Consider the following 20903-nt stretch of genomic DNA (forward strand, 5'->3'; position numbering starts at 1 on the left):
TTATTCCATAGAATTAAAAAGTATTGAAATCATTTGAGCGGAAAAATATTGTGGTAAATCCCTAATATCTGAAATGCCCCTTGTAAGGGAATTCCCCGGTTTCCACATTATCTTTAAAATCTAACCTTCCACTAACCCCTTCAAACACACCCGTACCGGAACCCCGGATCAAAGGATGCTGACAACGGCCAAAAATCTCTGCCCCAACAAAGAATCCATCTTCACAAGCTTCATATTTTGCCTCGAATTTATAGTTGGTCATAAAAGAACCTTCCTCACCATTATAAAGCCCCACGAATAATTCCTGGCCAGCTTCCCGGTAGGTTCCACTGGGAGAACACCCGTAATCCTTTACAAACACATAAAGACAACCCTCCAGATCTCCCGTTAGCAACAGGGCAAAATCTGCTCCTTCACCAGCATAGTCACACTCTACAAGATCTGCATAATAGCCTATTCCTGAAATCTGGACAGCCCCAGGGCTTACGTAAACATCCTGGGAACCTGTAATTTCAATTTCATTCATAGGTTCATCGCTACAACTTAGAAAAAGCATACCTAGAAATACCGAAAAATATATCCTGAATTTCATAACCATAAATTTTAAAATAAAACCTTTCAATTTATTGATTTAATGCAATTTGAAGTGCTACCTGGAGCGCTTAAAAGCTTGATTTTCAAAAAGAAATATCAAAAATCAATAAGCCTTTTCGAGTTTAAATAATTAACAGCAGACTTAAAGATTAGTTCAAATTCAGCCCATCCGGCTTGGATTCTATAACTTTTTCATAAAACCATCGAACCAAATTTAATTTTGGCTAAACATTAAAAATTAGTCCGGCACATACATTTGTCCGAAATTACTCTAAATGGCTTTTATGAAGTACCTTATGAACTATTTCTCGCTTCCTTTTATGAGGAATGAGATCAGTTTCTGCTTTTACGCCGAAAAGAAGTCTCGTATGGGGAAATATCACGTGATCCACACTAAACCATGTGAACTCCTGCCTGAAAAACCTTCGAGAATAAAAATGGGTTTCTTTGAAAATTTTGAAGAAGTAGAAAAAGCTGGGAGAAAACAGTTCGGCGAGGTTCGCTTTTGTTCCTTCTGCTGTGACTTCTCCTGAATAAGAGTTTTAATTTTAATAAAAGTTATATACCTAATTATAAATTCAAAAAGCCCGATCGCAGTGATCGGGCTTTTTCTTTATAAAATAGTATCTAGAACTAAAACTCTATAAATTGTCTAATTTTTAAACAATACCATCCATAGACCTTATCTAAAGGTCTGGAATAGAAAATTCGGGTATAAATGATGATCTATCAAATTATACGTTAAGTACAATCACGTTTACAATTGCTCCAAATACCGCCAACAGGATCAAAGCCAAAGCCAGAGTAACTCCAATTTTGACAAAGATATTTAAGCCCTGAAGCGATCTGTTATAATTGTCAACAAAATCTGTAAAAATGTCCATAAGCTTTCCTCTTTAAATGTTAATACTCAACTCTCTTAAATATAAGGAGTTATACAGCCTATTCAAAAAATAATCGTTGAACACACAATATTCTAGCTCTACGAAACGTTACGCACAATTTTTCCTAGAAAAATTATGTTAAAACCGCTATTTATAAAGATTTTCAAGAGTTTACCCCTGTTTGGAAAAAGCAGAAATTAGCGCTGAAATATGACTTTTATCATGGTATGAGTCCGCTTAAAAACCGAATTTCACTTTTGAGGAACCAGAGGTTCTTAATCACAAAGAAATTCGGGATCATGAAAAAATCTAATTTGGATGTCTACCTTTTACTTCCCATTAAAAATTTCATCGAGAAAAAGACCTCTGTTGGTGTAAGCCTTATTATTTCCAGTTTACTTGCCTTATTACTTGCTAATTCGCCTCTGAAAGGATTTTACCACGATTTCTGGCAACAGGAGATCTATATAGGATTTAACGATTTTGTAATTAATAAAAGCTTGCATCATTGGATTAACGACGGCCTCATGTCTATGTTCTTTTTCATAGTAGGCCTGGAGCTTAAAAGAGAAATTCTTTACGGAGAGCTTTCAAGCTTAAGAAAAGCCTCCTTACCAGTTTTTGCTGCTATTGGCGGCATGTTAGTTCCAGCATTCATATATATGCTTTTTAATTTCGGGACAGATTCGGCTTCTGGCTGGGGAATTCCTATGGCTACCGATATTGCATTTGCCCTGGGTATCCTATATCTTTTAGGAGACCAGGTGCCGGTTTCCCTGAAAATATTCCTTACCGCTATTGCCATTGCAGATGACATGGGAGCCGTTTTGGTGATCGCTTTCTTTTATACTGAACAGATCTCGATACAGAGCCTGGGCATAGGCCTGTTCTTTCTCCTGATTCTCCTTCTGGCCAATTTCAGCGGAATAAGGAATATGCTATTTTATGGCATTATGGGGATTGGAGGCTTATGGCTAGCCACAATGCTCTCAGGAATTCATGAGACCATCGCAGCAGTCCTTGCCGCTTTCGCCATTCCTACCACCAAAAGGATCAATACTGCTATTTTCCTGCGCAAGGCGAAGTTCATGTCTAACCGCATAAAGAATCTAATGAAAAGGCCATTTTTAACCATCCAGAAAAATCAGGAAGAGATCTCCCACACGGTTGAAAAATTTTCCCTGTTGGCACAGGATGCTACACCTCCGCTACAACGAATCGAACATTCCCTGCAACCCTTCGTTAGCTTTGTAGTACTACCCTTATTTGCATTCGCAAATGCCGGGGTGAGCTTTAATTCAGACTCCTTCTCCTATTTTCTGAAACCGGTCAGTCTCGGGATCATTTTGGGTTTGATCCTGGGTAAATTTTTAGGAATAGTTCTATTTACCAAACTAATGGTTAAGCTTGGGATCGCCGAGCTTCCTAAAAATGTTCAATGGAAACATATCTACGGAGTGGGATTATTAGGAGCAATTGGTTTTACCATGTCCCTTTTTATCACCGAACTTGCCTTCAGCTCAGAGATCTACCTTAACCAGGCTAAAATTGGTGTGTTCTCAGGTTCCTTATTAGCAGGCGTTATCGGGTATTTCTACCTGAAGTATATAAACAGGTCTATTGAGAACTGAATTTTAGAACCGCTTATTTTTTTCTGAAGAAAATAGAAACAGGCACTCCTTCAAAATCGAATTCCTGCCTTAATTTATTTTCGATGAACCTCTTATAAGGATCCCGCACATATTGCGGAAGGTTACAGAAAAATGCGAATTGAGGATGCGGGGTGGGCAACTGCATACAGAATTTGATCTTCACGAACTTGCCTTTATAAGCCGGCGGCGGATTTTTCTCAATGATAGGAAGCATGATATCGTTCAGCTGCCTGGTCTTGATCTTCCTGCTTCTGCTTTCAAATACTTTTACCGCGGTCTCAATAGCTTTGAAAACTCTTTGCTTGGTAAGCACCGAAATGAAAACGATAGGCACATCTGTAAATGGCTCGATCTCGCGACGAATCATCGCCTCATATTCCTTCATGGTGTTGGTTTCCTTGTCTACAAGGTCCCATTTATTTACAAGGATCACGATACCCTTGTTATTTCGCTGGGCCAGCCAGAAGATGTTCTGCACCTGTCCGTCGAAGCCACGAGTGGCATCCAGGACGAGCAGACATACATCACAGTTTTCGATGGCGCGAACAGAGCGCATCACCGAGTAGAATTCAAGGTTTTCCTTAACCTTGGATTTTCTCCTGATTCCCGCAGTATCTACCAGGTTGAACTCGAACCCAAAACGGTTATATCGGGTATCTATGGAGTCACGGGTAGTTCCTGCAATATCGGTCACAATATACCTGTCTTCACCAATTAAGGCATTGATGAAAGATGATTTCCCGGCATTAGGTCTTCCTACCACGGCGAAACGTGGCAGTTCAGATTCCTCCTCGTCTTCCACTTCAGGAAGCGCTTCGATAAGGGCATCTAAAAGATCACCGGTTCCGCTACCATTGGTACTGGCAATGGGGAAATAATCTCCCAGCCCAAGCGAATAGAATTCCACCGCATTGGCCAGGCGTTTATTATTATCTACTTTATTCACGGCAAGCAGGACAGGTTTGTTAACCCTTCTCAGGAGATTAGCTACCTCTTCATCCATGGAGGTTACCCCGCTCTCTACATCTACCATGAAAATAATGGAATCTGCCTCTTCGATGGCCAGCTCTACCTGCTTGTCTATTTCTTCTTCAAAAATATCATCGCTACCCTTTACATATCCACCGGTGTCGATAAGGGAGAACCTTTTACCATTCCAGTCTGATTTCCCATAATGGCGATCCCTTGTAACCCCGCTCACGGAGTCTATGATGGCTTCCCGGCGTTGGATAAGTCGGTTAAAAAAAGTTGATTTACCTACATTAGGTCTACCCACAATAGCAACAATATTGCCCATAACTATAATTGATTTCAGGGAGCAAAATTAATGGTTTTTAACCAATTATGCCGCCCTGTGTAATTCTTGAAAAGTTTATTTTTTATCGGTATAACCGAATCTTCGCAGCTGTTTGGAATCGCTACGCCAGTTTTTGTTCACCTTTACATATAATTCCAGATGCACCTGTTTTCCGAAGAATTTCTCCAGGTCTTTCCTGGCTTCGACCCCTACTCTCTTTAGTGCTGAGCCTTTATGCCCGATGATGATCCCCTTCTGGGTCTCACGCTCCACCATGATCACACTCCTCATCCTAATGATCTCCTCTTCTTCGAAGAACTCACTGGTCTCGATCTCTACGCTATAAGGAATTTCCTTCTTATAATGCATCAGGATCTTTTCCCGGATAATTTCGTTCACGAAGAAACGCTCAGGCTTATCAGTTAAGGTATCCTTTGGATAAAATGCCGGAGATTCCGGTAATAATTCTATGATCCTGTTGAAAACTTCAGAAACATTGAAACCTTCCAAAGCCGAGATCGGGTGTATTTCTGCAGTCGGCACTTTTTCGGTCCAGTAAGCCACCTGTTCTTCCAGTTGCTCCTGGTTAGATTTATCGATCTTGTTCAGCAATAGAAGCACGGGAACTTCAGAATGCGCGATCTTATTAAAGAAAGCTTCATCCTTAAGGCCCTGTTCCCCAATTTCCACGATATAAATCAGCACATCGGCATCTTCAAAAGCAGATTTTACGAAATCCATCATCGAAGCCTGCAGTTCATAAGCTGGCTTGATGATTCCCGGAGTATCACTCAGGATCACCTGGAAATCCTCCCCGTTCACGATCCCAAGAATACGGTGACGAGTGGTTTGTGCCTTAGAAGTGATAATTGAAAGTCTTTCCCCAACAAAAGCATTCATTAGGGTTGATTTTCCCACATTTGGGTTTCCGATGATATTTACAAATCCGGCTTTATGTGCCATAACAATAATTTTTGCAAAGGTATTTCATTTGATTTCTGCCACCTAATCTTTATTGAATTTCTAACAATCGCGCCTGAGCAGCTTTGGCTGTTGAGTTCAGACCACCTTCAACTAAGAATTTCACAAAGATAACCTGCTGAAAATCATAATTTAATAAATTTTTCAATCAATATTCCAATCGGGTTGTGCTTCTGTTTTTAATAACTATTTTTGCCGCTTCTTAAAATCAAGCTGAAAAAGACTGATAATGAAAAAGGTTCTAAACTTATTCGACTTTAAGCAACAGGTAAATTATAAAACAGAAGTGCTTGCCGGGTTGACCGTAGCGATGACCATGATCCCGGAATCACTATCCTTCGCTATTTTAGCCGGGTTCCCTCCATTAATGGGTTTATACGCTTCATTTATCATGGGTCTGGTCACAGCAATATTCGGTGGAAGACCCGGAATGATCTCCGGTGGAGCCGGGGCAACGGTAATTGTTCTGATCGCCTTAATGAAATCTCATGGATTGGACTATGTGCTTGCGGCGGTAGCCTTAGCCGGGGTGATACAGATCGTAATTGGAGTCTTTAAACTCGGGAAATTCATACGTTTAGTACCCCACCCGGTTATGTTTGGATTTGTGAACGGACTGGCAATCATCATTTTCATGTCTCAGTTAGATCAGTTCAAAACTGTTGTGAACGGGGATATCGTCTGGTTGTCTGGAACTTCATTATATATCATGGCAGGCCTGGTTGCCTTAACCATAGCCATAGTGATATTATTACCCAAACTAACCAAAGCGGTGCCTTCTTCTTTAGTAGCTATTATTGTAGTATTTATCCTGGTTTATTTCCTCGGGATAGACACCAAGACCGTGGAAGACATAGCCTCTGTTAGTGGCGGATTTCCACCTTTTCACATTCCTGAAATTCCCCTAAGCTGGGAAACTTTAAATACCATTGCACCATATTCTATGATCATGGCCGCGGTAGGACTCACTGAAGGATTACTAACTCTGAACCTGGTAGATGAAATTACTGAAACCAAAGGAAATGGCAACAGGGAATGCGTTGCACAGGGAGGAGCCAATGTGCTTAACGGATTCTTCTTCGGGATGGGTGGTTGCCCAATGATCGCTCAAACACTGGTAAACCTATCTGCAGGTTCCAGGGCCAGACTGTCTGGAATAGTTGCAGCATTCACTATTCTGGCCATAGTATTATTTGGCGCACCGATAATTGAACAGGTGCCAATGGCTGCCCTAGTTGGGGTAATGATCATGGTTGCCTTCGGAACTTTTGAATGGGCCAGCTTAAAGATCTTTAATAAGGTACCTAAAAAGGATATATTCCTAGTGATCATAGTTGCTTTAATAACAGTGCTACTGCACAATTTAGCCCTGGCCGTATTGGTTGGAGTGATACTTTCTGCATTGTTCTTTGCCTGGGAAAGCGCCAAGAGAATCAGGGCAAGAAAGCATGTTGACGAAAATGGTGTTAAACATTATGAAATCTATGGGCCGCTATTCTTTGCGTCCACCACTAACTTTCTGGAGAAATTTGATGTTATAAACGATCCGGAAGAGATCATTATCGATTTTAAGGATAGCCGCGTTGCAGACATGTCGGCTATTGAAGCCCTGAATAACGTAACTCAGCGTTATAGCAAGGTTGGTAAAACCGTGCATTTAAGACACCTAAGCAATGATTGCCGAAGATTGCTTAAGAATGCCGATGCTCTTATAGAAGTAAACATTCTGGAAGATCCAACCTATAAGGTAGCTACAGACAAGGTTTAAAGGCTGCCGTCATTCACCTCTATCCAGTACCCGTCCGGATCCTGTAAATAGATCTGTTTTACACCATCTGGCCGGGTGTTGGTTTTTCCAGCCTCACCGGGCCAGTTCTCGAAGTGAGTATCTTTTGAATTCAAAAAATCCATGAATTCCTGGAGCTTATTGGTATTAAGGGCCATATGTACTCCTTTCTGCTTTTCAGGAAGACTTTCGCTTTCAATTAGATGGATCTGCACTTTATCATTAAGTTCGAACCAGCGTATATGCTCAGGAAGCCCCCCGTTAGGGATTTCCTTTAAGCCAAGTACCTCTTTATAGAATCTGGCCGAAGCTTCCAGATCACTAACTTCTATCGCGTCGTGGTCCTTATTAAAATTGAACTTCTTGGATTGTGCGTTTGAAATATCCATCATTGAAAATAAGATTATCGAAAAAAGTAAAGTCCTCATATTCCTGATATTAGAACCTTAAAAATAGGTGTTTTTTCCTGGATTCCATTTTTACTCCGTAATGGCCGTAAACTCCCTAATGGCCGCATTCGGCTCAATGATATTATAGCCTTTCCAGAATTCCGGGTCGTATTTTTTGAAGGTCTGGTATTCGAAATCTTCCGAAGATTCTTTCGGCGCTTGCATCTCCTCCCCCGCATCGTTAAAAACCACCAGCTGGTATTTCTCAAGCTGGCTTACCTTGATAAGGATATCCATATCTAATTCGTTCTGCTTACGCCGCCCTACCACATTCTTATTCTTTTCGATAAGCTGCAGCGGCCGGTCTATCCCGAAGCTTTCCCCTACTTCCTGCTCGAAATATTTCGGCAAGTAATGCCCGTTCTCATCCCGGCTGTAGATCATCTTCCCCCGGTAAACATCATCTATACTGCTTATGCCGAGCAATCTAAATTTTTTCAGTGGTTTTACGTTCGCATAATCAATCCGGTGAACGCCAAAATCTTCGGTGTTCACATACAGCCTGCCCCGGAAATCTGAACCTCCTTTAGGCTCAAAATCTATCACATAGACCAGGCTGTTATCCAGATAAGTGTACCCGGCAACTTTAAACTTATAGCGGTTCAGACGATCGAACAGATCGAATTCTGCATCTTCATCCCAGAAACTCTCGCTAAGCAAGCTGGGAATTTTAGAATTTGCTGAACTTACTAGTGATTGTTTTTTTTCTTCCTCAGATTTTGCGATTTCCTCTTTGGTAGGTTTCTTGTTTTCCTTTTCATTTTCTTCTGAAAATTCATCCACATCAACCTTTACTCCCAGCCAGCCAGATTTGATCTTTAAGTAAGAATCCGGTTTAACGTTCTCCTTGAAGATCCGGTCCAGCTTATCGGTTAGCTTATCCAGCGAGGCGGTGCTTTGCGGGTTGTGCAGGTTCGCTCCCTTGATGATATCCACCTTCTGCCGAGTATAATCTCCTGAAAAATCTCCAAGCACCTCTTTATAGGAATCTGATGATTTCGGGATACTTGCAGAAATGCTGTCCATCAGTTTCTGGTCTATATCTTCAATGGTACTTTCCTGAATGTCGAGATCAAAAGTTTTCACCTTATTAAGATTGGATTCCCGGAAAAAGAACCTTCGATTGATGTTGCCAATATTATAATTTTCGGCCACTCTTTCCTTCGCCCTTTCCAGAATCTCCTCGGCGGATAGTTTTTTGTCGCTCAAAAAAACATCGTCCAGCTGTATGATATCTGTTTCAAGGTAGATGATATTATCGGCCAGGTCTGCGATATCCACTTCCCTGGTTTTGTATCCAACCGAAGAGATCTTTAGCTCCTTCAATTGGGTGACGGGCCGGTTAATGCTAAATGCACCTTCATCATTAGTGATCACACCCCGGTTAGCAGCATATTGCACGGTCGCGAAAGGAATAGCTTCCCTGGTTTTTTGATCCAGAACCTTTCCGGAGAATTCCTGGCAGTAAGCCTGTGCGGCCAGAGAGAAGCTTACGAGCAGCGCCAAGATGAATTTTTTCATAATGATGGTTTTCTTATAAAACGAAACAATGGGAAACTTGTTACAAAAATCAATAATCTGTGGGGTCATTTCAACTACCTGATTCCCTGTAAAACTTGATAAAATTATTTTAAACATTACTTAAAATGCACCTGAAGCACATATAATATTCCTAACTTTCAGTGACCGAAAAACCAGTATCCCTATGACGGCTTTAAGCGATGACGAATTTGAAAATATTCTTTCCATTCAAAATAAATGTACCAGACTCAACCTGAATGAGAATATTTATGGAACCTTCGCTGAAATAGGGGCAGGACAGGAGACGGTGCGACATTTTTTTCGTGCCGGCAATCCAAAAGGAACCATCGCCAAGACCCTAAGCGCCTACGATAAGGATTTTAGCGATGCCATATATGGTTTAGACCCACAAAATCGTTATGTTACCGTGGCTAGGCTTCACCGAATGATGGATTACGAAGCCAACCTAATTGAAGAACGCCTTTCCCGCCAGAAGTACCCAAATAAACTTTTCTTTAGCTATGCCAATACAGTTGCCACTATCGACTGGGCAAAAAAATACAAGGGACATGGCTGGCTGGGCATCAAATTTCAGAAAGAGCCGAAACAGGAATACAGTGAGATCATCCTGCATGTACAATTTCATGAAAACAACGCTTCCCAGCAACAGATAAGCCTTGGGATCATGGGTGTAAATCTCATTTATGCTGCTTTCTATCAGAGTGATGACCCGCGACAGCTTATCAACAAACTTTACGACCACCTGAGCAAGGATAAGATCGAGATAGACTCCATCAATTTTAAAGGTCCGGTTTTCAAAGATGTGGACAATAGGCTGATGAGCCTGGAACTGGTAAAGGAAGGTATTACCGAGGCGGTAATGTTCTCTCCAGACGGGAATAACATCCTGCCTGCGAACGTGCTCTACAAAAAGAATATTCTTACCCTGCGCGGAAGCTTCAGGCCGGTGACCAACCTCAACCTGAACATGTACGTCACTGCAAGAAAGCTATTTCTAAACCAGGAAAATGTAGATCCAGACAATACTGTCATTATTTTTGAAATGACCCTGAACAATCTTAAATCTGAAGGGGATAACGAGATAAATGAAAAGGACTTCCTGGACCGGGCAGACCTGCTTTGTGCCTCAGGACAAACCGTAATGATCTCTAATTTCCAGGAGTATTATAAGGTAGTGGAATATTTCTCCCAGCACACTAAAAAGGAAATGGGACTGGTAATGGGTGTAGATAACCTGATAGACATTTTCAACGAAAAATATTATCGTCACCTGAGCGGAGGCATACTGGAGGCCTTCGGAAAATTATTCTTCAAAAGCCTTAAGGTATACCTCTACCCCATGCGGGATGAAGAGACCGGGAAGATTATTAATAGCAAGAACCTGAAAGTACACCCAAGGGTCAAAGAGCTTTATAAATTCTTTATCGATAATGGAAAGTTGATCGATATTGAGAATTATGACGAAGAAGCTTTAGACATACATCCTAGAAAAGTTTATGAGATGATCCTGGACGACGATCCTAAATGGGAAGAAATGGTCCCGGGGCTAACCGCAAAAATGATCAAAGAGAAGAACCTGTTCTCCAAGGAAAAAGCCTCTCACTAGATTCAGGTAGAGAATTCTGTTTTCATGCCACGATCATACATGATGATACTTCCTGCTACAGAAACGTTCAGGCTCAATTTTGATCTGAACTTTACCAGGTAATGCGACTTTTTTATAGCGGCATTAGAAAGTCCGTGATCTTCAGCTCCCAGTAAATAGACGCATCTACGTGGATGTTTGAACTCTTCAAGCGGCTGCGCCTCATCGGTAAGCTCCACTCCAACCAGCATGGCTCCCTTTGGCAGATGATCATAGAAATCTTCGAAGGTCTCATAATGAAAATAAGGCATGGCCCCCACGGCCTTATGGGTATCACAGGCCTGTTTTGAGTAGCGGTTACCAATGGTAAAAATAAAACTCGCCCCCATATTCTGGGCAGATCTCCACAAAACCCCAAGATTTTCAGGGGTTTTCCCATTCTGAATTCCTATTCCAAAAAATCCCTGTTTAAGATTATCTGTTTCCATAGCGCAAAAATAATATTCTCTGTAATTCGCGGGACAATCATCAAAAGAAACTATTACGTTTTGTCGATTTTCAAGCCTTAGTCATCGAATAAAAAACTACATATCAATTAGTTATGATAATTTTGAGCTATAACAACCAAAGCCATTAAAATCATGCAAGCTTTTAAATTAAATTTCTTGAAAACAGGAATCTTCAGTCTCAGCCTTCTCCTATTTACATGCCTTATCTCTTGTAAGGATAAGGATTATGAGAAAGTCCCTGAAGAAAAGAAGATGAGCCTGAATGACAGTATCAAAAGAGGAGAATACCTGGTTAAAACCATAGGCTGCCACGATTGCCATTCTCCAAAAGCAATGACCGAAAGGGGACCGCAGTTGATCGCTGAACTTGCCCTGTCAGGACACCAGGCAGGGGACAGTCTCCCACCGATGGCTCCTGAGACCATTAAGAACGGCTGGATGCTTATGAACGGGCAGCTGACCGCTTTCGTAGGCCCCTGGGGTGTCTCATTTTCGGCTAATATCACTTCAGATGATACCGGAATCGGTAATTGGTCCATGCAAAGATTCAAGCTGGCCATGAGGGAAGGAAAACTGAAGGGAGATAAGAATGGCCGGATGATGCTCCCGCCTATGCCCTGGGAGAATTTCGCCAAACTGAATGATGAGGACCTGGAGTCTATGTTTAAATACCTGAAATCTACCAAGGCCATAAACAATGCTGTTCCGGCTCCCATTCCTCCAACGAGGCTGGATAGTTTAAAATCGGCCTAGGCAAATTGTGATTGTAATTTAAATTTTCAGACTAAGGAAAAGGAAAGCGGCCAGACCTGCGCCTAGAATTGGACCTATAACCGGTATCCAGGAATAAGACCAGTTACTGTGGGTCTTGTCTTTAATTGGCAGCAATGCATGCATGATTCGGGGTCCCAGGTCCCTGGCCGGATTTATGGCATATCCCGTAGTTCCACCCAGGCTAAGACCGATCCCCCAAACGATGAGCGCTACCGGCAACGCACCAAGTGATCCAAGACCCACCCTGGTTTGCTCGGCGTCGTTGATCTGTGGTTCTGTAAAATAAAAGACTGCGGTTAATAAAACAAAGGTACCCAGGATCTCGCTCAATATGTTCTGCCAGGTATTAGGAATTGCCGGAGCGGTACAAAAGACGGCTCTTTTGAGCAGGGCATTATCGGTCTTATCAAAATGGTCTTTATACATGAGGTAAACCAAGGTAGAACCTATCATAGCCCCGATGAATTCTGCCAGGATATAACTGGGAACATCTTCCCAGGGAAAGATCCCTCCCAGGGCCAGACCTATGGTGACTGCCGGATTAAGATGTGCGCCGCTGTAAGGCCCGGCAACTACCACCCCGGCGAAAACTGCAAGTCCCCAGGCCGTGGTTATACTCATCCAGCCGGCACCATTCCCTTTGGTTTCTTTTAGAATTTCGTTGGCCACATTACCCCCACCAAGAAGGATTAGCAGGCCTGTCCCAAGAATTTCAGCAATAAATGGTGTCATTTCCAGATATTTTTAAAGTTCGGTCCAGCTCTCCACGGCTCTTACCGCCTTATACCATCCGCTGATACCTTCCTCGATATTGGTCCTTTCTTTTGAGGATTCAAATTTTTCACCTTCTACCCAGATCTCCTTTAACGCATCTATATCTTCCCAGAAACCAACGGCAAGACCGGCCAGGTAAGCAGCCCCAAGCGCAGTGGTTTCGGTGATCTTAGGCCTTATGGTCTGGGTGTTCAGCACATCTGCCTGAAACTGCATCAAAAGGTTATTCACGGTGGCTCCCCCGTCTACCCTTAGTTCCCTGATCTTAATTCCGGAATCTGCTTCCATCGCCTTCATAATATCCATGGACTGGTAAGCGATCGCCTCCAGGGAAGCCCTGCTTATATGTGCATCTGTAGTACCGCGGGTCAAACCGAAGATGGTACCTTTTGCCTTCTGGTTCCAGTGTGGCGCACCCAGCCCGGCAAAAGAAGGCACAAAATATACTCCTTCTGAACTCTCGATGGTTCCGGCCAGCTTTTCAATATCTTCAGACCTTTTGATGATGCCAAGGCCATCACGAAGCCATTGCACAACGGCACCTCCAATAAAGATACTTCCCTCCAGGGCGTAAACCACTTCTCCCTTGATCTTCCAGGCAACCGAGGTGAGCAGGTTATTTTCAGAAAAGATGGGCTTATCCCCAATGTTCATTAACATAAAGCAACCAGTTCCATAAGTGTTCTTAACCATACCTTTTTTTACGCAAAGTTGACCGAAAAGGGCCGCCATCTGGTCACCGGCGATCCCGGAGATAGGAATTCTGGAGGCGAAAAGACTGGTCTCAATATGCCCGTACACCTCGCTGGAGTCGCGAACTTCTGGCAACATCGAGGCTGGAATATTAAAGATATCCAGCAAATCCTCGTCCCAGGAGAGGCTATTAATATTATAGAGCATGGTACGGGAAGCATTGGTCACATCTGTAACGAATAGTTTTCTTTTGCTGAAATTATAGACCAGCCATGTATCTATGGTTCCCAGGGCAAGCTCTCCCCTTTCGGCCATTTCCCTTGCTCCGTCAACATTATCTAGGATCCACTTCACCTTGGTAGCCGAAAAGTAAGAGTCGACGATCAAGCCCGTTTTTTCCTTGATTATCTTATCCTTTTTTTCCCGTTTTAATTTTTCACAATAATCAAGCGTTCTTTTATCCTGCCATACGATCGCATTATAAATAGGCTTCCCGGTCTGGCGATTCCAGACCACACAGGTTTCCCGCTGGTTAGTGATGCCTATCGCGGCCACTTCTTCCCCCTCGATACCCTTCTGGGTGACAGCTTCCGCAGCGACGCCAGCCTGTGAAGACCAAATTTCCATGGGATCATGTTCTACCCAGCCCGGCTTTGGAAAGATCTGCCTGAATTCTTTCTGGGCAATGGAGACGATCTCGCCTTTACGGTCGAACAATATAGCTCTGGAGCTGGTGGTTCCCTGGTCTAATGCTAATATATACTTTCCCATTATGGCTGAATTTTATCCTTTTTTGTATGCTTTTCTGAACTCACCTGGTAATGCTCTTCAACCAGTTTTCGGAAATTCTCTACCTGTTCATTTATCCAGTTCTCATCCTTTTCCAATTCCTTGGCCATCAAGGCCGCAACTTTCGGTGCTATTTCTTGAGCTATGCGGGCATCCAGGAACAATATCCTTACCCTTCTGGCGAGAACATCTTCCAGGCTCCGGGCCATCTCGAACCTAACGGCCCAGACGACCTCGGCTTCAAGGTGAGGCAGGTCTGGATGAATCCTCTCCCCTAAATTTGGGTGTTTATCTATCAGCTCCAGGATGAGCGACTTGTCACCTCCATATACATGCAGGTGATCTTCCCGACTTTTATGCGATTTCGCCCCGTGGATCAGGAAATTTTCGGTAATACATTTCCTGGCCGGAAGCCTGTTTTCAGTGATGGCCAGGTCTATGACATCTTCTGCCATTTTACGATAGGTGGTCCATTTACCACCGGTAATTGTAAGCAGGCCTTTTTCTGAAAAATCTATCTTATGTCCACGGGAGATCTCCTTGGTGCTTTTATCTTCACCTTCTCCTACGGCAAGTGGCCGCAATCCTGCAAAAACACTTTTTACATCCTTCCGCGTCACTTTTTTCTGAATATACCGGTTAAAGGTTTTCATGATGAATTCGATCTCTTCCTCAAGGGCTTTAGGCTCCAGCACCGGATTTTCCAGTAACGTATCGGTCGTACCAACCAGCACCTTCCCATTCCAGGGAACCGCGAAAAGTACCCTGCCGTCATCGGTTTTTGGAATCATGAGCGCATCCTTTCCCGGAAAGAACTTCTGGTCAAAAACCAGGTGTACCCCCTGGCTGGCCTTGATGGAAGCCTTTGCCCCTGGATTGGCCATTTTCCTAATATCATCTACAAAAACACCGGTGGCGTTCACCACCAGGTTGGCTTTAAAACTATAGGTCTCGCCGGTTTCAGAATCCCGGGCCTGAACCCTATTTATAACATCAGCATTTTCCGAAGAGATACCGGTAACCTTTAAATGGTTCAGTGCGATGCCATCGTTTTCCACGATGGTCTGGGCGATATTAACCGCAAGCCTGGCATCATCGAACTGACCATCGAGGTAAATTACTCCACCTCGAAGTTCCTCCCGTACCAGGGCCGGCAGTCTTTGGTTAACCTCTTCCAGGCTAATCCTTTCAGATTTTCCCATGCTCAGTTTGCCGGCCAGGAAATCATAGGTCTTTAATCCAAAATTATAATACAGGCCTTCCCACCACAGGTAGTTAGGGATTATGAACTTTTGCTTTTTTACGAGATGCGGGGCATTGATGGCTAGCAAACCCCTTTCATGAAGAGCCTCTCTTACCAGGTCTATATTTCCCTGGGCGAGGTAACGTATACCACCATGCACCAGTTTGGTGCTCCTGCTGGAAGTTCCCTTGGCAAAATCTTCCTGTTCCAGCAACAGGGTGGAATATCCCCTGGTAACAGCATCGAGTGCGATCCCTAATCCGGTCGCACCGCCACCAATGATAACGAGATCCCATTTTTTATCCTTGCGGGCTTCGGCAATTAAACGTTCCCGCGAAAAAACTGAATATTTCAATAGCAATTTTTCTTTCTAATTTAAGATATTCTTTCGACTTTTAATTTGAATACGGAAAGTAGCATACAGATAATCAAACTTTTAAAACAAGAAAAGATTTAATCAATAGAAATTCTCAGCACTTCCTGAATAAAAAAAATCCCGCTTGAAGCGGGATTTTATTTTATTGTACACTAAAGGTTTTTAGCAGGCCTTTACTCTGCGGGTCGGGAACTTCAGAGACCAGGGCATAATTGCCCGGCCTTAGTTCTGCTGTGAAATAGCCGGTCTTTCCTTCTTTCATCTCCTGCATTCCGCCAAGGAATTTAAAACCTTCGGGAGAAGGAGTCTGTAATCCCTTTGGATCTGCCCAGTTCATCCAGTTGTTCAGCTTGGCCATATCGGCGCCCTGGTCTACCCACACCAGGTGGACATCCTGCATTACGTAATTCTCATGTACCTTCTGGCCTTCATATTTCACCGCGAAGGTCTTCTTGCCCGGGGAAACCCTCTCATCCATTATTATTCCGTTTTCGTTATTTACCCTGATGCTATAATCTGCCTGAGGCTCTTTGGCTTCCTTGTCATCACTGGCCACTACATCTATCTGTTTGGCCATGCCCTGCATGTTATGGAAGACCCCATTAGCCATTTTAACATAGCACTCAATAATATAAGTGCCCGGCTCAAGGTATATGGTAGATTCAGCAGTACTTTTTGCTGAAATAAGACCTACTCCCCCGGTGAACTGAACTTCCTGGAACCACTCTGGCAGCTTCCCAAATGCCCTGTTGGCCTCTTCGAACTTTCCTTCATTGATAAGATCCATCCCCTCCTGGAAAGGCGGACCTACCTCTTTTTTGGCATCCTCAATTGTTTTGCCTTCCGGATATTTATCAAAAAGAACAAAATGAGTCTCATTAGAATTATTCCTGTATTTTACCGTGGTCCAGCCCGCATCCCAGGTATCCTTGGTCTTGAATTCCATAGCATTGGTAATGATATTCACCACTTCAGGTGAGTTCTCTTTTTCTTTTGTTTTTGTTTCAGAAACCTCAGCCTCCTGGGCCTCTTCTTTCTTTTCTTTATCCTGGCAGGAGCCCAGGAAAACTAAAAGAAAAACTAAGAATGCAATTCTGCTGAAAATCGCAGATGAAAAATTGATCTTCATAATTATTGGTTTTTGATTAGTTGAAAAAATTGGCGGGGTTGGTCTAAATTCTTAAATTTTAACGACAACTCCAAAGAATAAATCTACCTATTGCAATCGCAAGCCTCTAAAACTTAATTAATTGTCAAAAAATCAAACAAGTTTGCAAATCCATACGATTTTCAGAATCTGTTTATTAAATTTAAGATTCTGAGAATGCAGGAACCCTTAAAAACAAAAACTTATATGCCAGAGAAAAGCAGGATCGTGATCGAGAACATAAAACCTATCATCAATTGTGGTGATTACGCCGTAAAGCGGGTGGTTGATGAGATTGTACTGGTAAGTGCAGATATTTTTGGAGACGGGCATGATATTATTCAAGCCTCTGTTTTTTTTAAGCATAAAAAGCAACGCAGCTGGACCGAGGCCCGCATGTGTCCCGGGAGTAACGACCACTGGGAAGGAGTCTTCAGCGTAGATAAACAGGGTGAATATGAATATTACATCCAGGGATGGGAAGATCATGGTCTTAACTGGCATCATGGCATCGTGAAAAAGATCGAAGACGGGCAGCAGGTACATTCAGAACTGCTAGAAGGTGCCGAGATCCTACAGCCTATCCTTAAAAAATGTACGAAATCTGAAGCCGAACTGATAAAAAGGGCTATTTCATCTTTTAAGGATAAGGATAGATACGAAGAAGCTATCGAGATCTGCCTGCAGGGTGACCTGCACGAGATCCTTTTAGAATACCCGCATAAAGCAGTGCCTTACGAATCTCAAAAGATCCCGGTTTATGTAGACCGAAAAAAGGCCAGGTTCAGTACCTGGTATGAGTTCTTTCCCCGTTCGGCTTCGCCTGAGGAAGGAAAACACGGCACTTTTAAGGATTGTGAGAACATCCTGCCCCGGATAGCCGGGATGGGCTTCGACGTGCTATATTTCCCGCCGGTACACCCTATTGGGGAAGTTAACCGAAAGGGAAAGAACAACGCTACCGAGGCCGCCCAGGATGATGTTGGATCTCCCTGGGGAATAGGTTCAGAAAAAGGAGGACATAAAGACCTGCACCCGCAGCTGGGTGACCTGAATGATTTCAAATCGCTGGTGAACAAAGCCAAAGACCTTGGAATAGAAGTTGCGATGGATTTTGCCCTACAAGCAGCTCCAGACCATCCTTATGTAAAGGAACATCCAAAGTGGTTCAAGTGGAGACCGGATGGTACGATACAGTATGCTGAAAATCCGCCGAAAAAATACCAGGACATTTTGCCCATATATTTCGAATCTGACGAATGGAAAAAGATGTGGCAGGAATTCCTGAATATCGTCCTGTACTGGATAGAAGAAGTAGGCATCAGTATCTTCAGGGTTGATAATCCACATACAAAACCCTTTTACTTCTGGGGATGGCTCATCGCAGAGGTAAAAAAGAAACATCCAGATACGCTTTTCCTTTCGGAAGCCTTCACCAGGCCCAAGATCATGGAGCAGCTCGCCAAACAGGGCTTTACCCAGTCTTACACTTATTTCACCTGGAGAAATACAAAACATGAACTGACAGAATATGTAAACCAGCTTACAAAGACAGACCTGAAAGAATATTTCAGGCCTAATTTCTGGCCAAACACCCCAGATATCAACCCTTACCATTTACAGGGAGCCAATGAAGCCATGCATATGATCAGGTATTTCCTGGCTGCAACTCTAAGCTCGAATACAGGCGTCTACGGCCCGGTTTTCGAATTCATGGTTTCAGATGCCGTGCCCGGAAAAGAAGAATATCATGATTCAGAAAAATACCAGATAAGGCACTGGGACTGGAAGGCCGAAAACAAGCTAATGCGAGTGATCACCCGAATCAACGAGGCCCGGAAGACCAACCCATCCCTGCAGCAGACCAATAACATACAATTCTGCGAGATTCACGACGACGGGATGATGGCCTATTACAAGTATGATCAGAAAAGGGAGAATCAGACCCTGATGGTAGTAAGCCTGGATCCCCACAATACCAAACAGGCCTCGGTGAAGGTTCCCAGGCATTCCATAGGCCTTGATTTTGGCCAGTCAATTACCGTAGAAGACCTCATCACCGGCAACTCCTACCATTGGGACCAGGAATGGTGCTTCGTGGAATTACACCCGGTCATGCCGTTCCACCTTTTCAGAATCCATAAAAATTAAGAGTATGACAAGTAAGAAGGCACAACCAGAAGTAAATACGTCTGATTTTCAATTTAAATGTACCTGGGAAGAGGCATTCGAAGACCAGGAGTTTATCAAGACTTTCAGCACTGAAATTCTCGAGGATTACATTCTCAAGAAACGCTGGTACGCCGGAAAATCGAGTACTCTAAAATATATCGAGGTGGTAGACCACGGGAAATTAAGCTCAGATAAGCATACTTATTATGGAGTGTTGATCGAGATTAATTTCAGCGAGGCCTTCTTTCAGGATTACTTTATCCCGCTGAGCTTTATTCCTGAAGAAAAAGAAAAACTGGAGACGGGTACGGTGATCGCCCCGATTACTTTCCAGGGAAAGGATGGTTACCTCATCGATGCCCTGCATATAGAAGATTTTAGAAAACTGGTCTACCAGAAGATCATGGATTATTCCACCGATGATCCAGAGACCAAGGTCATCTTCCACCGGCTGGAAACCGTGAAACCGACCAAATATAAATCTTCCCGGTTCATGGGTGGAGAACAAAGCAATACTTCTATCGTCTACAATGGGAATTATGTGATGAAGTTCTTCCGAAGGATCTATACCAGCAAAAACCCAGATTACGAGATCAACCGGTTTCTAACCGAGAAAAGCCAATTCAAGAATGTGCCGGCCTATATTGGAAGCATCAACCTAGCCCTTGAAAGCGGCGACACCATTACGCTGGCCCTGATGCAGGACCTGCTGGAGAATGAGGGTGACGCCTGGAAATATATGCTACAGGAGTTAAAATCTGTTTTCAGCAATATCGAAAAAAAGAAGATCAATGTTCGCAGGCTGCCAGATATCCCGCTTTACCAGCGACAGCCCATTAACACCATGCCGCCGGAGATCATCGATTTTGCCGGACTCAACCTTTTTCTGAAAGTTTCGAAACTGGCCCTGAGAACGGCTGAAATGCATATTGCCCTTGGCAGTGACATGCAAGATACGGCTTTCACCCCTCAAAAATATAATGGTGATTATGCCGTATGGCTTAAGAACAGGCTCATTTATATGTTCCAAAATAGGCTGAACACCATCGAGAACAATATGCATAAGCTGGATGGGGAAGCCCTGGAACTGGCCAAGGAATTTCTTGACAAGAAAAAAGAGATCAGGGAACATTTCCTCAATTTTGACTGGACAAGGATGAAAAGTGAAAGGATCAGGATTCACGGTGATTATCACCTGGGCCAGGTCCTGGTTCACGAAGATGATTTCTATTTACTGGATTTTGAAGGCGAACCGGAGAGTACCATACAGGACAGGAAGGTAAAACAACCACCTTTAAAAGATGTGGCAGGAATGTTCCGTTCGTTTCATTACGCTATTTACTCTACCATTTTTAATAATGACGGCAGCTTTAAAACCTCGAATGACGATATGTTCGCCGCCGGTGAGATCCTTTATAAATACATGATAGGCGTTTTTATGGAAACCTATGTAGACAAGGTACAAACCGAAAATCTTAACATAGGCTATAAGCAGGAAATAGAATTTTTACTGGATTATTGTCTTCTGGAAAAAGCGGTCTATGAACTCGGGTATGAACTCAATTCCCGGCCACGCTGGACCATAATTCCCCTACGCGGAATTTCCAGTATCTTGAAGAACAAAAAACACTAAACCAACTAATGGGAAAACCGGTT

17 protein-coding genes are annotated in these 20903 nt (G+C 43.2%); 7 read left to right on the top strand and 10 right to left on the bottom strand.

The features are described 5' to 3' along the window. Window positions 1-61: 61 nt before the first annotated feature. Complete coding sequence (locus tag FLP08_RS10725; protein WP_156276744.1) at window positions 62-592, bottom strand: hypothetical protein; 531 nt, start codon at window positions 590-592, stop codon at window positions 62-64. Between the two features lie 286 nt (window positions 593-878). On the opposite strand from FLP08_RS10725, the gene FLP08_RS10730 reads away from it, so the two are divergent. Beyond that, window positions 879-1127: a hypothetical protein gene (locus FLP08_RS10730; RefSeq protein WP_156276745.1), complete on the top strand. Its 249-nt coding sequence runs from the start codon at window positions 879-881 to the stop codon at window positions 1125-1127. Between the two features lie 650 nt (window positions 1128-1777). Beyond that, entirely contained in the window at window positions 1778-3109 is a 1332-nt protein-coding gene (nhaA, locus tag FLP08_RS10735; protein WP_156276746.1) for a Na+/H+ antiporter NhaA, read from the top strand. Between the two features lie 13 nt (window positions 3110-3122). On the opposite strand, the gene der is transcribed toward nhaA, so the two are convergent. Together der and era are read right to left on the bottom strand one after the other, a co-directional pair. Next, a complete protein-coding gene (gene der / locus FLP08_RS10740; RefSeq protein ID WP_156276747.1) occupies window positions 3123-4427 on the bottom strand; it encodes a ribosome biogenesis GTPase Der in 1305 nt (434 codons plus the stop codon). A 75-nt stretch (window positions 4428-4502) separates the two neighbouring features. Further along, the gene (era, locus tag FLP08_RS10745) at window positions 4503-5390 is read right to left on the bottom strand and encodes a GTPase Era (RefSeq protein ID WP_156276748.1); all 888 of its coding nucleotides are present in this window, start codon (window positions 5388-5390) and stop codon (window positions 4503-4505) included. Between the two features lie 247 nt (window positions 5391-5637). On the opposite strand from era, the gene FLP08_RS10750 reads away from it, so the two are divergent. Continuing rightward, window positions 5638-7176 (top strand): SulP family inorganic anion transporter, encoded by a 1539-nt coding sequence (locus FLP08_RS10750; RefSeq protein ID WP_156276749.1) that lies wholly within the window; start codon window positions 5638-5640, stop codon window positions 7174-7176. Here the strand turns inward: FLP08_RS10750 and FLP08_RS10755 are convergent. Together FLP08_RS10755 and FLP08_RS10760 are read right to left on the bottom strand one after the other, a co-directional pair. Continuing rightward, window positions 7173-7586, bottom strand: a complete 414-nt coding sequence (locus FLP08_RS10755; RefSeq protein ID WP_238388486.1) for a VOC family protein — start codon at window positions 7584-7586, stop codon at window positions 7173-7175. The genes FLP08_RS10750 and FLP08_RS10755 overlap by 4 nt on opposite strands. An 87-nt stretch (window positions 7587-7673) precedes the next feature. Next, a complete protein-coding gene (locus FLP08_RS10760; protein WP_162431031.1) occupies window positions 7674-9164 on the bottom strand; it encodes a carboxypeptidase-like regulatory domain-containing protein in 1491 nt (496 codons plus the stop codon). Window positions 9165-9348: 184 nt separating this feature from the next. Here FLP08_RS10760 and FLP08_RS10765 point away from each other — a divergent pair, with 184 nt between their 5' ends. Then, window positions 9349-10791 (top strand): TonB-dependent receptor, encoded by a 1443-nt coding sequence (locus tag FLP08_RS10765; protein WP_156276752.1) that lies wholly within the window; start codon window positions 9349-9351, stop codon window positions 10789-10791. A 2-nt stretch (window positions 10792-10793) separates the two neighbouring features. Here FLP08_RS10765 and FLP08_RS10770 read toward each other — a convergent pair whose 3' ends face one another. After that, window positions 10794-11258 carry an RNA methyltransferase gene (locus tag FLP08_RS10770; RefSeq protein WP_156276753.1) on the bottom strand — a complete coding sequence of 155 codons (465 nt, stop codon included), beginning with the start codon at window positions 11256-11258 and terminating at the stop codon, window positions 10794-10796. A gap of 177 nt (window positions 11259-11435) precedes the next feature. On the opposite strand from FLP08_RS10770, the gene FLP08_RS10775 reads away from it, so the two are divergent. Next, window positions 11436-12032: a diheme cytochrome c-553 gene (locus FLP08_RS10775; protein WP_156276754.1), complete on the top strand. Its 597-nt coding sequence runs from the start codon at window positions 11436-11438 to the stop codon at window positions 12030-12032. A gap of 18 nt (window positions 12033-12050) precedes the next feature. On the opposite strand, the gene FLP08_RS10780 is transcribed toward FLP08_RS10775, so the two are convergent. From FLP08_RS10780 to FLP08_RS10795, 4 genes are all read right to left on the bottom strand, one after another. Then, window positions 12051-12785, bottom strand: coding sequence for an MIP/aquaporin family protein (locus FLP08_RS10780; RefSeq protein WP_156276755.1), 735 nt, complete (start codon window positions 12783-12785; stop codon window positions 12051-12053). A gap of 12 nt (window positions 12786-12797) precedes the next feature. After that, the gene (gene glpK, locus FLP08_RS10785) at window positions 12798-14291 is read right to left on the bottom strand and encodes a glycerol kinase GlpK (protein ID WP_156276756.1); all 1494 of its coding nucleotides are present in this window, start codon (window positions 14289-14291) and stop codon (window positions 12798-12800) included. Beyond that, complete coding sequence (locus FLP08_RS10790) at window positions 14291-15907, bottom strand: glycerol-3-phosphate dehydrogenase/oxidase (RefSeq protein ID WP_202912766.1); 1617 nt, start codon at window positions 15905-15907, stop codon at window positions 14291-14293. The genes glpK and FLP08_RS10790 overlap by 1 nt, the downstream gene beginning before the upstream one ends. Window positions 15908-16070: 163 nt before the next feature. Beyond that, window positions 16071-17057 (bottom strand): hypothetical protein, encoded by a 987-nt coding sequence (locus FLP08_RS10795; RefSeq protein WP_156276758.1) that lies wholly within the window; start codon window positions 17055-17057, stop codon window positions 16071-16073. A 195-nt stretch (window positions 17058-17252) separates the two neighbouring features. Between FLP08_RS10795 and FLP08_RS10800 the strand changes: the two genes are divergently transcribed. After that, the gene (locus tag FLP08_RS10800; protein WP_238388487.1) at window positions 17253-19226 is read left to right on the top strand and encodes an alpha-1,4-glucan--maltose-1-phosphate maltosyltransferase; all 1974 of its coding nucleotides are present in this window, start codon (window positions 17253-17255) and stop codon (window positions 19224-19226) included. Between the two features lie 4 nt (window positions 19227-19230). Further along, entirely contained in the window at window positions 19231-20880 is a 1650-nt protein-coding gene (locus tag FLP08_RS10805) for a maltokinase N-terminal cap-like domain-containing protein (RefSeq protein ID WP_156276759.1), read from the top strand. The last annotated feature ends 23 nt before the right edge of the window (window positions 20881-20903 follow it).

It is taken from the genome of Christiangramia aestuarii (genome assembly GCF_009735585.1).
Lineage (GTDB): Bacteria > Bacteroidota > Bacteroidia > Flavobacteriales > Flavobacteriaceae > Christiangramia > Christiangramia aestuarii.